Source organism: Naumannella halotolerans, from assembly GCF_004364645.1.
GTDB classification, from domain to species: Bacteria; Actinomycetota; Actinomycetes; order Propionibacteriales; family Propionibacteriaceae; genus Naumannella; species Naumannella halotolerans.
Genome location: NZ_SOAW01000001.1, coordinates 507,606 through 520,758, shown reverse-complemented (window position 1 = coordinate 520,758; position 13,153 = coordinate 507,606). Strand labels below are relative to the sequence as shown.

12 protein-coding genes are annotated in these 13,153 nt (G+C 67.5%); 3 read left to right on the top strand and 9 right to left on the bottom strand.

What is annotated here, in order from left to right; all coding sequences use genetic code 11:
• Positions 1 to 77: 77 nt before the first annotated feature.
• Positions 78 to 1,346 carry an ammonium transporter gene (locus CLV29_RS02450; protein ID WP_133753485.1) on the top strand — a complete coding sequence of 423 codons (1,269 nt, stop codon included), beginning with the start codon at positions 78 to 80 and terminating at the stop codon, positions 1,344 to 1,346.
• Positions 1,347 to 1,479: 133 nt separating this feature from the next.
• Here CLV29_RS02450 and CLV29_RS02445 read toward each other — a convergent pair whose 3' ends face one another.
• The 8 genes from CLV29_RS02445 to rpsB all read right to left on the bottom strand — a co-directional run bounded on the left by CLV29_RS02445 (position 1,480) and on the right by rpsB (position 9,472).
• On the bottom strand, positions 1,480 to 2,754 hold the full coding sequence (locus CLV29_RS02445; protein WP_133753484.1) for a PrsW family glutamic-type intramembrane protease: 1,275 nt from the start codon (positions 2,752 to 2,754) through the stop codon (positions 1,480 to 1,482).
• Between the two features lie 121 nt (positions 2,755 to 2,875).
• Complete coding sequence (locus CLV29_RS02440; RefSeq protein ID WP_133753483.1) at positions 2,876 to 3,817, bottom strand: AEC family transporter; 942 nt, start codon at positions 3,815 to 3,817, stop codon at positions 2,876 to 2,878.
• 214 nt (positions 3,818 to 4,031) lie between these two features.
• Entirely contained in the window at positions 4,032 to 5,183 is a 1,152-nt protein-coding gene (gene rlmN, locus CLV29_RS02435) for a dual-specificity RNA methyltransferase RlmN (RefSeq protein WP_133753482.1), read from the bottom strand.
• 2 nt (positions 5,184 to 5,185) lie between these two features.
• Complete coding sequence (locus CLV29_RS02430; RefSeq protein ID WP_133753481.1) at positions 5,186 to 6,088, bottom strand: phosphatidate cytidylyltransferase; 903 nt, start codon at positions 6,086 to 6,088, stop codon at positions 5,186 to 5,188.
• On the bottom strand, positions 6,088 to 6,642 hold the full coding sequence (frr, locus tag CLV29_RS02425) for a ribosome recycling factor (protein WP_208292865.1): 555 nt from the start codon (positions 6,640 to 6,642) through the stop codon (positions 6,088 to 6,090). Before frr ends, CLV29_RS02430 begins: the two co-directional genes overlap by 1 nt.
• Positions 6,643 to 6,711: 69 nt before the next feature.
• Entirely contained in the window at positions 6,712 to 7,419 is a 708-nt protein-coding gene (gene pyrH, locus CLV29_RS02420) for a UMP kinase (protein WP_133753479.1), read from the bottom strand.
• Between the two features lie 190 nt (positions 7,420 to 7,609).
• Entirely contained in the window at positions 7,610 to 8,422 is an 813-nt protein-coding gene (gene tsf, locus CLV29_RS02415) for a translation elongation factor Ts (protein WP_133753478.1), read from the bottom strand.
• A gap of 114 nt (positions 8,423 to 8,536) precedes the next feature.
• Positions 8,537 to 9,472 carry a 30S ribosomal protein S2 gene (rpsB, locus tag CLV29_RS02410; protein ID WP_133753477.1) on the bottom strand — a complete coding sequence of 312 codons (936 nt, stop codon included), beginning with the start codon at positions 9,470 to 9,472 and terminating at the stop codon, positions 8,537 to 8,539.
• A 360-nt stretch (positions 9,473 to 9,832) separates the two neighbouring features.
• Here rpsB and CLV29_RS02405 point away from each other — a divergent pair, with 360 nt between their 5' ends.
• Complete coding sequence (locus CLV29_RS02405; protein WP_133753476.1) at positions 9,833 to 10,843, top strand: M23 family metallopeptidase; 1,011 nt, start codon at positions 9,833 to 9,835, stop codon at positions 10,841 to 10,843.
• A 120-nt stretch (positions 10,844 to 10,963) separates the two neighbouring features.
• Here the strand turns inward: CLV29_RS02405 and CLV29_RS02400 are convergent, their stop codons facing one another.
• The gene (locus CLV29_RS02400; protein WP_133753475.1) at positions 10,964 to 11,929 is read right to left on the bottom strand and encodes a tyrosine recombinase XerC; all 966 of its coding nucleotides are present in this window, start codon (positions 11,927 to 11,929) and stop codon (positions 10,964 to 10,966) included.
• 64 nt (positions 11,930 to 11,993) lie between these two features.
• On the opposite strand from CLV29_RS02400, the gene CLV29_RS02395 reads away from it, so the two are divergent.
• Positions 11,994 to 13,049, top strand: coding sequence for a lactonase family protein (locus CLV29_RS02395; protein ID WP_133753474.1), 1,056 nt, complete (start codon positions 11,994 to 11,996; stop codon positions 13,047 to 13,049).
• Positions 13,050 to 13,153 lie beyond the last annotated feature (104 nt).

The window sequence follows — 13,153 nt, the reverse complement described above, 5'->3', positions numbered from 1 at the left end:
GGATGAAACATCAACCTCCCAGACTTGCCTGCTGACGCCCCGAGCCGCGTCGGGGCACATGTACAAGGAGGATTTTCATGGAGGAACCCGTACTGAGTTCCGTCGATGTCTGGGTGATCGTCGCCGCCGCACTGGTGCTGCTGATGACCCCGGGTGTCGCCTTTCTCTACGGCGGTATGACCCGTGCCAAGTCGGCGCTGAACATGATCATGATGAGCATCATCTCGATGGGCATCGTGGGCGTCGTCTGGGTCCTGTGGGGCTACTCGGTCTCCGGGGCGAGCAGCATCGGTGGCGTCTTCGGCAACCCGTTCGAGTACTTCGCCCTGCAGCCGTTGGTCGGCACTCCTGACCTGATCAGTGCCGGTTTCGGAGCCACCTTCGCGATCATCACCGTTGCCCTGATCTCGGGGTCCCTGGCCGATCGTGCCCGCTTCTCCGCCTGGATCGTCTTCGTCCCGATCTGGGTCACCCTGGTCTACTGCCCGCTGGCCTTCATGGTCTGGGGTGACGGTGGCGTCTTCACCGATGGTGGCGCGATCAGCAACCTGGTCGGTGGTGCCGCGATCGACTACGCCGGTGGCACCGTGGTGCACATCAACGCCGGTGTCGCCGCCTTGGTGCTGGCGCTGATCGTCGGCCGTCGTACCGGCTTCCGCGCCGAGCCCCTGCACCGTCCGCACAACGTACCGCTGGTCGTGATCGGTGCCGCTCTGCTGTGGTTCGGCTGGTTCGGCTTCAATGCCGGCGCTGCCTCCGATCCGGCCGAGGCCGGCCTGATCTGGGTGAATACCCTGGCCGCCCCGGCCGCCGCGATGCTCGCCTGGCTGGTGGTGGAGAAGATCCACGCCGGCAAGTTCACCGCCGTCGGTGGTGCCTCGGGTATCGTCGCCGGTCTGGTCGCCATCACCCCGTCGTGTGCCAACCTCGACCCGTGGGCGGCGATCCTGCTGGGCCTGGTGGCCGGTGCCGCCTCCTCGGCCGCGATCGGCCTGAAGTACAAGCTCGGCTACGACGACTCCATGGACGTCGTCGGTGTCCACCTGGTCGCCGGCCTGATCGGCACCATCTACCTGGGCTTTTTCGCCTTCGACGGTGTCGGCCTGTTCTACGGCGGCGGCGCCACCCAGCTGCTGATCCAGGTGGTCGCAGCCCTGGTCTCGGTGCTCTTCACCGCGGTGATGACCTGCATCATCGGCTTCGCCATCCACAAGACCATCGGCTTCCGCGTCACCGCGGAGGAAGAGGATCGTGGTGTCGACCTCTCGCTGCACGACGAACTCGCCTACGAGTTCATCGAGGAGCGGATCGACGAGAAGCTCGCCGAGTCCTCCCACAAGGAGTGAACCGGCAGGCCGTCAAGGCGGCCTGATCGGACACAGCACTGCGCCCCGGTTGCTTCGGCAACCGGGGCGCAGTGCGTTTGTACGCGCTTCTCCAGTGGGCCCCGCGGATCACCCAACCGACCGCGCGCCCCATTCAGCCCACCTGACGACCGGGGCCCTGCGGGCCGGACCGACCTGGGCCCGGCGGGTTCTGACCCCGCGGCGGTTGCGGCGCACCCGACCCGGGATGCTGGAGCTGCGGTGGCAGCGACTGCGGACCGTAGTGCTGCAGCGGGCTACCGGGCGGGACGGCGCGTGCCGGCAGTGGCTGCCACGGACCACCCCGGGACAGGTACGGGGCCACCGGGGCGAGTCGGGCGGTGATCAGCGAGACCAGCTCGTTGTGCTGTCGGTGCAGGTCGGTGCCGGTGATACCACGGTCGAGGCGGTCCCGGAGGAATGCCAGTTCGGTCACACTGTCCCGCAGAGCGCGGAGATCCCGCTTCATCGCCGGATCGTTCGGCATGGTGCGCCGCCAGTCCTTGCGGACGATCCACCCCGCTTCCTGCGGGCTCAGCCAACCGTGGCCGACCATCCGCGGTACCTGGCTCAGCAGTGCCTGCTGTTCGCGCCGCCGGGACCAGCGCAGCAACAGGGCGAGCCCGATCAGGATCGGCAGCATGATCAGCAACTGCATCGCGAAGTAGGCGACCAGACCGAAGGAGGGAGCCGCATTGTGGATCCCGTGCAGCACCATGGCCGCGGCGAACCCGCCGATCGGCGCCAGGATCTCCACGACGCGTGATTTCGCCTGGATTGCCAACCAGATGCCGATCGCGACCATCGAGGTGTAGAGGCTGTGGCCGAGGACGCCGAAACCGATCCGGAACAGTGCCAGCCCGACGCCTTCGCCAAGACTCGGCTGGCTGGCGATGTAGAGCATGTCCTCGACGAAGCTGAATCCGGTACCGATGAATCCGGCGTAGACCAACAGGTCGGTGAGCGAGTTCAGCTCACCCCGGCCACGCCGGGTCGCGACCAGCAGCACCAGGAACAGTCCCTTGGCCAGTTCCTCGGTGAACGGTGCCTGCAGCACCCCGGCGGTGAAATCGGTGCCCGCCAGGGAGGGCGTCAACACAGTCAGCAGCAGGACCAGGACGATGGACACACCGCCACCCCAGAGGAATGCCGCGATCACCAGGTGGGGTGGCTCCGGCTCCCAACGGTCGAGCCAGCGATACAGCAGGATGCAGAGGATCGAGGCGCCGGCGCTGACGACGATCGCGAAGATTCCGACGACACCGCTGGCCAGGGAAACGACGGAGACGAGACCGGTGACCAGCGCGCCGAGGACGATGATCAGGATCGGCACGACCATCATCTGCCGCTTCGCCGGGACACGGGGCCGCTGTGCGGCGGGGTGGGTCATGGCGGGCAGTCTAGGGACCGGCCGGTGCAGCCCGGTCCGTGCAGGACGACCAGCGGCAGGATGTCTCGGCGCTGTCGAGGACGTGCGGCGACGACAGCAGGTGGCGTCTTCGCGGCGGCGGTCAGGCCAGCAGCCCGGTGATCACCAGGATCACCGGCACGGACAGCACCGTGGTGACGAAGACCGAGTCCCTGGCGAGCAGCAACCCGGCGTTGTAGCGGACGGCGAAGACGAACACGTTCTGCGCCGTCGGCAGGGCGGCGATGATCACCACCGCGAGCAGGTCCAGACCGGTCAGTCCCAGACCGAGGGTTGCCACCAGGCAGACGATCACCGGTTGCACCAGCAGCTTCAGTACCGCGATCAGGGCAATCTGCCGCCCCGCTCCCCCACGTCCGGGCAATGGTCCGGTACGTAGCGAGATCCCGTACCCGATCAGCATGCAGGGGATGGCCATCCCGGCGATCAGGTCGATCGGCCCGGCGATCAGCTCCGGCAGTTCCCAGCCGGTGAGCGCGAGGATCAGCCCGATGATCGCACCGATGGTGATCGGATTGCGGACAGGTCGCAGGATGGCCATTCGGATCAACATGCCGCGCGTCATCGCCCGTGATCCCCGGGCATCGAGGACATCGAGTACGGCCAGGCCACCGGGCTGCAGGATCAGGATCTGCGTCAGCAGCATCGGTGCCAGCACCGCTGGATCGCCGATCACGTAGGTGGCGATCGGGATGCCGAGGTTGCCGGCATTGACGTAGGAGGAGCAGAAGGCGCCGATCACGGTGTCCTGGGCCTTGCGCCGGAAGAGGAAGATCGAAGCGATGATCGACAAGACGGCGGTGATCACCACCCCGGTGACCGAGGCGATCAGATTGGAGGAGAACAACTGGCGGACATCGGAACCACCGATCAGCACGATGGTTAGCGCCGGTGTGGCCACATGAAAGGTGACCCGGGAGAGCACCACCTGCCCCTTGGCATCCAGGATCTTCAGGTGGGCCAACAGCCAGCCGGTCGCGATCACCGCAGCGATCACGAAGAAGCCCGACAGCACTCCCGCCACGTCAGCAACTGCTCCGGGTGCACTGGCTCGGGCCACTGCGCAGGACCGAACCGGGTTGGGACACGCCCTGCACCTTACGCGAACTCGAACCGGACTCGCCGCCGATGCCGCGTACCGCTGTGATCTCGCGCAGGTTCGACGCCGGCGGGAAGGTGTCCCCCCGAAGACTGGTGGAACGGGCCGCCGCGCCCACTTCCTGAGCACGGCACCCCGATCAGCTCTCGGTGGCTGCCAACTGTCCGCAGGCGGCGTCGATCTCGTCACCCCGGGTGTCGCGCATCGTGGCCGCCAGGCCTCGGGACTCCAGTCGGCGGACGAACTCGGCCATGTCCTCGGTGCGGGACCGGGTGAATTCCGAACCGGGCACCTCGTTCAGCGGGATCAGGTTCACATGCACCCAGCCGTACCCCCGCGCACCCGAGCCCTTGCGTCGCAGGACGTCGGCCAGCAGATCGGCCCGGTGTGCCTGGTCGTTGATGTCGCGCATCAACGCGTACTCGATCGAGACCCGGCGCTTGGTGACCTGGGAGTACTCGTAGGCGGCATCCACCGCCTCGGCGACGTTCCACCGGTTGTTCACCGGTACGAGGGTGTCGCGCAGTTCGTCATCGGGTGCGTGCAGGGAAAGGGCCAGGGTGACCGGAAGCCCCTCCTCGGTCAGTTTCCGGATCGCCGGCACGAGGCCGACGGTGGAGACCGTGACACCGCGGGCGCTGATCCCGAGGCCGTTGGGTTCGGGGGTGACGATGGTACGCACCGCATCCACGACGGCCTTGTAGTTGGCCAGAGGTTCGCCCATGCCCATGAAGACGATGTTGTTCACCCGGCCGGCACCTCCCGGGATCTCCCCGGCACGCAGCGCCCGGGCGCCGTCGACCACCTGCTCCACGATCTCGGCGGCCGACATATTGCGCTGCAGCCCGCCCTTGCCCGTGGCGCAGAACGGGCACGCCATACCGCACCCGGCCTGGGAGGAGACGCACATGGTGGTCCGCTTCGGATAGCGCATCAGCACACTCTCGACCAATGCCCCGTCGTGCAGTCGCCACAGCGTCTTCTGGGTCATCCCCTTGTCGGTGCTGAGTCGGCGAACCGGATCCAGCAACCGCGGGAACAGCTGTTCGGCCAGTTCGTCACGCAGTGCCCCCGGCAGGTCGGTCCATTCCTGCGGGTCGTTGTTCAGATGCTCGAAGTAGTGCCGGGACAACTGCTGGGCGCGGAACTTCGGCATACCCATGGTCTGCACCGCCTGCACCCGGTCGTCCACGGACAGGTCGGCCCAGTGTTTCGGCGGTTTGCCCCGCTTGGGCGCGTCGAAGACCAGCGGCAGCTGCCGCCGGTCCGGTGCGGTTTCCTCGGAATTCACGATCACCCTCCCGGGACGAAGATCAGCAGGACCAGCCAGCCGACCGGTGCGGCCAGCAGCAGCGAGTCCAGACGGTCCATCACTCCCCCGTGCCCGGGAAGGAACGAACTCATGTCCTTGATCCCGATGTCACGTTTGACCAGGGACTCGACCAGGTCACCACAGGCACCGGCCAAGACCAACCCGACGCCCAGTACGAGACCGGTCCACCAGGCCTCCTCGAAGAAGATCACCATCATGAACACCGCACCGGCGGTGCCGAAGAACAGCGATCCGGCGAACCCTTCCCAGGACTTCTTGGGGCTGATCCGCGGCGCCATCGGGTGTTTGCCGAAGAGCACCCCGACGGCGTAACCGCCGGTGTCGGACAACACGATCACCACCAGAAAGGTGATCACCCGGACAGGCCCTTGGTCGCCGGCCAACATCATCGAGGCGAATGCGCCCAGAAACGGGATCCAACCGATGATCAGCATACTGCCGGAGGCATCGCGGATGTAGCCTTCGGAGCCGCCCGGCATCCGCCAGACCAGGCTGATCAACACCGTCATCCCGAGGATCCCGAGCATCCACAGGTTCGAGTTGACCCGTTCCTCCACGTGGGCCACATAGGAGCCGATGATGATCGCCACCGTGCCGATCACGATCGGGATGATCGCGGTCCGGATCCCGATCTTGTGCATCGCCTGGCTGACCTCGATCGAGCCGAGGGCCAGCGCAGCGGCCATGATGATCACGAACCCGAGGTTGAACCATCCCAAAGTGATCACCAGCAGCAGGAACAGGCCGACACCCACCGCGATCGCGGCCGGCAGGTTCCTCCCCGCACGGCCATGATCACGTGCCACCCCGGGCGTGCTGCCCGGGGTGGTCGGCTTGTTCGAGGCGTCGTCTGCGGCGGCCATCAGACCTCCAGCAGCTCCGTTTCCTTGTTCTTCAGCAGCTCGTCGATCTGCTCGGTGTACTTCTTGGTCCGGGCGTCGAGGTCCTTCTCGGCACGAGAGACCTCGTCCTCCCCGACCTCCTTGTCCTTCACCAACTTGTCCAGCGCGTCCTTGGCCTGTCGACGGGAGTTGCGGACCGCGACCCGTCCCTCCTCGGCCTTGCTCTTGGCCAGCTTGGTGTACTCCTTGCGACGCTCCTCGGTCAGCTCGGGCAGCGAGACCCGAATCTGGTTGCCGTCGGTCGCCGGGTTCACACCGAGATCGGAGTCCCGGATCGCCTTCTCGATCCCGTTGATCGCGTTCTGGTCGAACGGGGTGATCAGGACCATCCGGGCGTCGGCGACCTGCACCGTCGCCAGCTGCTGCAGCGGGGTCGGAGCGCCGTAGTAGACCGCGGTGATCTTGTTGAACATCGCCGGGTGGGCACGACCGGTACGGATACCGGCGAACTCCTCCTTGGTGTGGGCCACGGAGGCGGCCATCTTGGCATCAGCCTCGCTGATGGTGTCCGAAATCACGATCGTTCCTCTCGATAGTTCGGGCATCGCTGCCCGTCGTGCGGCCTCCTGCGTACCGAAGGCGGTTCAGGCGTGGACTGTCGTACCGATCGTCTCACCGGCCACGATCCTTTCGATGTTGCCCGGCGTGTCCAAGCTGAAGAAGACCATCGGCAGCATGTAGTCGCGCGCCATCGAGATCGCGGTGGCATCGGCCACCTTCAGATCCCTGGCCAGATAGTCGTCATAGGTCAGTTCGGTGAACTTCTTCGCCTGCGGATTGGTACGTGGGTCGTCGTCGTAGACGCCGTCGGTGCCCTGTTTGCCCATCAGCAGCACCTCGGCACCGATCTCCAGCGCACGTTGGGCGGCCACGGTGTCGGTGGAGAAGTACGGCATCCCCGAACCGGCACCGAAGATCACCAGACGTCCCTTCTCCAGGTGCCGCTCGGCCTTCCGCGGGATGTAGGGCTCGGCGACCTGTCCCATGGTGATGGCGGTCTGCACCCGGGTGTCGACACCGGCCTTCTCGCAGAAGTCCTGCAACGCCAGACAGTTCATCACCGTACCGAGCATGCCCATGTAGTCGGCCCGGTCGCGATCCATACCGCCTTGTTGGAGTTCTGCTCCGCGGAAGAAGTTGCCGCCGCCGACGACGACAGCCACCTGGACGCCGGAACGGACCACCGAGGCGATCTGCTCGGAGATGCTGGACACCACCCGCGGATCGACACCGACCGCACCGCCGCCGAAGACCTCACCGGACAGCTTCAGCAGGACGCGCTTGTAGGCCATTGTTCTCCTCATCATGCCGACACTGTCCTCCATCATCGCGCACCCGCGGTGCGGCAGACAATTCGACCGCCCCGGCGCAGTCGCCACGTTGCAGAGGCCGACCATGCCCGGCCGGGGTGGCCGGACAAGCGCAACGGGGTGTCGTGATTTCCCACGACACCCCGTTGCGATCGATCCGCGGTACGAGCGATCAGGCTCCGGCCTCGAAGCGGACGAACCGCGACACGGTCACACCGGCAGCCTCCAGCTGCTTGCCGACCGAGGACTTGTCGTCGGAGACCGACGGCTGGTCCAGCAGTACGTGCTCCTTGTAGTAGCCGGTGAGCTTGCCCTCGACGATCCGGCTGATCGCCTGCTCCGGCTTGCCCTGCTCCCGGGCGGCGGCCTCGGCGACCTTCTTCTCGTTCTCCACGATCTCGGCCGGGACCTCGTCACGGGTGAGGTAGGTCGGCTTCATGGCCGCGATCTGCAGGGCGACCCCGCGAACGGCGGTGGCGTTTTCGCCGGTGTACTCGACCAGCACGCCGACCTGCGGCGGCAGGTCGGAGGCACGACGGTGCAGGTACACCTCGGTGGTGCCACCGAACCAGGCAGCGTTGGTCAGCTCCAGCTTCTCGCCGATCTTGGCGGCAAGCTGCTGGATGGCCTCGGCAACGGTGCCTCCGTTGAGCTCCGCGGCATTCAGTGCCTCGACCGAATCGGTCTGGGCGCTGTCGGCGACCTTGGCGATCTGATCGGCCAGGTCCATGAACTCGGCGTTCTTGGCGACGAAGTCGGTCTCGGCACCGAGCTGGATCAGCGCATTGCCTGAGTTCGCGACCAACCCGTTGCTGGCCTCACGCTCCGCACCGCGCTTGGCGGCCTTGGCCTGACCGGCGACGCGCAACAGGTCCACGGCCTTGTCGTAGTCGCCGTCGGCCTCGGTCAGGGCCTTCTTGGCATCCATCATTCCGGCGCCGGTGGCGTCGCGGAGTTTCTTCACTTCAGCAGCAGTGACTGCCATGCGTACTCCTCAGTCCTCTTGGGTGGAAAGTCTGCAGTCGGTGCGCCCGACGAGGGCGGCGCCGACGGACCGCCGGTGATCTGGTCACCACCGACGGTCCGGGGTGTCGGAGACTCAGTTGGTCTCGGACGGGGTCGGCTCGGCCGGCGCGGTGACGTCCACGCTCTCGTCGGAGACCGGGCCATTGGAAGCCGGGTTCTCCTCGGTGGCCTCGGCCAGCTTCTGCGCATCCGGATCGTCCAGGGCCGGGGTGGCTCCGGAGGCATCGGCGGCCGGAGCACCATCGGTGCCCTGGCCGGCGAGGAGCTCGCGCTCCCACTCCGCCATCGGCTCGGACTCCTCGGCACCGGCGTTGCCACCGGAGCGGGCGAGCAGACCGTCGGCGACGGCGTCGGCGAGCACCCGGGTCAGCAGCGCGACCGAACGAATCGCATCGTCGTTGCCGGGGATGGCGTAGTCGACCTCATCGGGGTCACAGTTGGTGTCGAGGATCGCGATCACCGGGATTCGCAGCTTGCGCGCCTCGTCGACGGCCAGATGCTCCTTCTTGGTGTCGACGATCCAGACCGCCTGCGGGGTGCGGGGCATGTCCCGGATGCCACCCAGGGTCTTGTCGAGCTTGTCCCGCTCGCGCTTCAGGCCCAGCAGTTCCTTCTTGGTCAGGCCGGTGTCACCACCGGTCTCGAGGTCCATGCCCTCGAGTTCCTTCAACCGCTGGATCCGCTTGATCACGGTGTGGAAGTTGGTCAACATGCCACCGAGCCAGCGCTGGTTGACGTACGGCATGCCCACCCGGGTGGCCTGCTCGGCGATCGCTTCCTGGGCCTGCTTCTTGGTGCCGACGAAGAGCACCTGGCCGCCCTTGGCGACGGTGTCCTTGACGAAGGCGTAGGCGCGGTCGATGTAGGTCAGCGACTGCTGCAGGTCGATGATGTAGATGCCATTGCGCTCGGTGAAGATGAAGCGCTTCATCTTCGGGTTCCAGCGACGGGTCTGGTGCCCGAAGTGGACGCCGCTCTCGAGCAGCTGGCGTGCGGTGACGACGGCCATGGCCGTTCCTCCTCAGTTGTGCGCCCCGAGGGGCGCGGCTCAGTTGTCGGCTGCCGACGGGTGTCGTTCAGCCCCTGATGCGGTAGCAGCACAAAACCCTCGACCGATGAGTCGAGGGACTGAATCTGTCTGCCTCGTCGGGTTGAGCCCGAATCCACATGCGAAGTCGATTCCGAGGAATCGCTGGCTCCAGTGTATGCGCCCCGCTGAGACCGCGCCAATCCCCGCTCCGACCCCGATCCACCGTCGCCCCCGAGCGCGCGGCTGAACTGTTCGTCCACAGGCCCGCGAGAGGGCAGAGTTCTCCCCAGATCGAGGCCCGGGCCGTTCATCCGGTGGACGGTTTCCCATGGTCGGGTCATGAACACCTGCGCGCTGCGTGGCGAGTCGACCGGCGATCTCTCGACGATCGGGCGGCGACGGCTGCGACGGCTCCGGTCGGCCGCGCTGGTGGCCGTGCTCGTCGTTCTCTGCGGCGCCGGCGGTCTGCCGCCGGGGGTGTGGCCGCTGGAGGGTCCGGTGGTGCGCGACTACGACGCCCCCGACCCCGACTGGTTGCCCGGCCACCGCGGTGTCGACCTGGGCACCGAGCCGGGCGCCCCGGTGGTCGCCGCCGCAGCCGGCACCGTCACCCACGTCGGTCCGATCGCCGGGCGGGGTGTGGTGGTGGTCGACCACGGTTCGGTGCGGACCACCTACGAACCGGTCGACCCGACCGTCACCAGCGGCACGGTCGTCGCGGCCGGTGACCGGATCGGGACGGTGACGGCCGGCCATCCGGGATGCCCTGTCGCCGCCTGTCTGCACTGGGGCCTGCGGGAGCAGGAGCGCTATCGCGACCCGAGGGATCTGCTGGGCGGCGCCGAGGGTCAGGTGCGCATGGTCGCCGGTGACAGCCGAGAGGCAGTCGAGCAGGCCGCGAGCAACCGTCCCGCGCCGACCGACGGCGGGCTCGGCTCCCCCAGCCCGCCGGGTCCGCACGGTTTCAGCCAGCCCGTTCCGGGATCGATCACCTCCCCCTTCGGTATGCGGGTGCACCCGGTCACCGGGGTCTACAAACTGCACGACGGCACCGACTGGGGCGCGGCCTGCGGGACCCCGATCCGCGCGCCGTACGCGGGTACGGTGACCAGCGTCGGGTCCAGCGGCGCCTGGGGCAATCGGCTGATTCTCGACCACGGAACCGTCGACGGTCGCAGCGTGCGTACCTCCTACAACCACGCCAGCGGCTTCACCGTCCCTGCCGGATCACGGGTGGAGGCCGGACAGGTCATCGGCCGGGTCGGCTCGACCGGCTACTCGACCGGTTGTCACCTGCACCTGCAACTGTGGCTGGACGGTGGCATCGTCGACCCGATGAGTTGGTTCTGAACCACGGATCCGACACAGGATGCTGACCGGTGATCGACGTGACCGAGGAAGGTGGGAATGGCGGACCCTGAGATTCTTACCCCGGGGCCTGACCCCACGGTTCTGACCCCGGGTCCGGGCTCAGGCCCGCGGATGTGCCTGCTCGAAGGCGCTGCGCAGGCGCTCGTTCGTGACGTGGGTGTAGATCTGCGTGGTGGCCAAGGAGCTGTGCCCGAGCATCTCCTGCACACTGCGCAGGTCGGCGCCGCCCTCCAGCAGATGCGTGGCCATGGCGTGCCGCAACCCGTGCGGGCCGAGATCGGGTGCGCCCGGCACCTCGAGCAACATCCGGTGGACGATCCGCCGGACGACCCGCGGATCGATCCGCGCCCCCCGGTCGCCGAGGAACAGGGCCTGTCCGGCGTCGGCCGCGGCCAGCCGCGGCCGGACGGCCACCCAGCGGGCGACCGCGTCCTGCGCCGGCCGGCCGATCGGCACCGTCCGTTCCTTGGCGCCCTTGCCGAAGACCCGCACCGTTCCCCGCTCGGCGTCCAGGTCGGTCAGGTCCAGACCGCACAACTCGCTCACTCGCAGCCCGCCGGCATAAAGCAGCTCCAGGATTGCCGAATTGCGCAGACCCGACGGCCCGTCTCCTGCATGGCCGGCGGCGGCCTGCATCAGTTGGTCCGCCCGGGCCCGGTCCAAGGTGGCCGGCAGCCGGCGCTGTTGCTTCGGTGAGCGCAGGGCCTCGGCCGGGCTCGCCGCCAGTTCACCGGTGGTCACCAGCCAGCGGAAGAACGTCCGTACCGAGGCCGCCCGCCGTTGCAGGGTCGACCGTGCCGCCCCCGTCGACTGCTGCCGCGCGAGCCAACTGCGCAGGGATCGGAGACCGGCGTCCTGCAGCCTCTCCCCGAGGCGATCCAGGTGGTCGAGCACCGAGGCGGCGTCACCGAGATAGGCACGCACCGTGTGCGCCGACAGGTTCCGCTCGGCCTGCAGGTGACGCTCGTAGGCCGCCAACAACCGGGTACGGCCGGCCGCAGCCGATCCCGATTCGGTGGCCCTGGGGCCTTCGGCCCCCTCGTCCACGGACTGAGCATTCCGCATCCGACCAGTCTGCCGCCCGGAGCGGCGAATTCGCTGTGGCGCGCGGACGTGGTATCCACTTGCCATGACCTTGGGTGAGACGACCATCGTCGTGGGTAGCTACAGCGGCTCCGACGATGCTCGCGGACTGACGGCGTTTCGGATCGAGCCCGGGCGTTCGACCGTCGACGTGATGGAATTCCCCGCGTTGGCTGCCGATTCACCGTCGTTCCTGGTCGGGCACCCCAACCGCCGGTGGTTCTACGCCGTCACCGAGAACACCGAATCCGAGATCATCTTCTTCGGTCTCGAGCGGGATTCCCTGCGCCGGATCCAGTCGGTTCCCACCACGGCGGCCGGTGCCTGTCATGTGGCGATCACCTCCGATGGCAACCACCTGGTGGTGGCCCACTACGTCGACGGCCTGGTCACCAGCCACCGGATCGGACCCAATGGGGCACCCGGGCCGGTGCTGGACGTGCACCGTTTCTCCGGATCCGGTCCCGACCCCGAACGCCAGTCGATGGCCCACGCCCATCAGGTCGTCCCGTTCGGCCCCGAACTGCTCGTGGCCGACCTGGGCACCGACCGGATCCACCGCCTGACCCTGGACCGGAGCGGCAGGTTCGTCGTCCCCGGGTCACCGATCCAGCTTCCGGCGGGTTCGGGTCCACGCCACCTGGTGGTCGATTCCGGGGATCGGTTGCTGGTCGCCTGTGAACTCACCGCCCAGGTGCTGCTACTGCGCCACGACGGCAAGGAATGGCAGGTCAAGGACGCGGTGCGGACCTCCATCAGCGACCGCCCCTGTCAGCCCTCGGCGATCCGCTTGCGGGCCGACGACGTGTTCGTCGCCAATCGCGGACCCGACACCTTCTCGGTACTCGATCTGGACCGCGACGACGACACCTTGACCCTGCTCACCGAGGTTCCCGCCGGCGGCCGTTGGCCGCGCGATCTGGTGGTACGCGACGAACAGGTGTGGGTGGCCTGCCAGCGGTCGCACCTGATCTCGGTCTTCCGCGACGTGGGTGAACTCGACCAGGAACTGGGTGGGGTGGACGAGGACCTGGAGTGGCGTCTGGACTTCCAGATCGAGACTCCGAGCCCGGCCTGCCTGGTCGTCCAGCCGACCGACTGAGCCGCCTCGGCAGCGCCATCGGCCGAATCGGCCGCCCACCGGTCGAAGTGGAACCGCGAAGACCGACCTCGTTAGGATGAATCGCTTCCTGATCCCAACTCCCG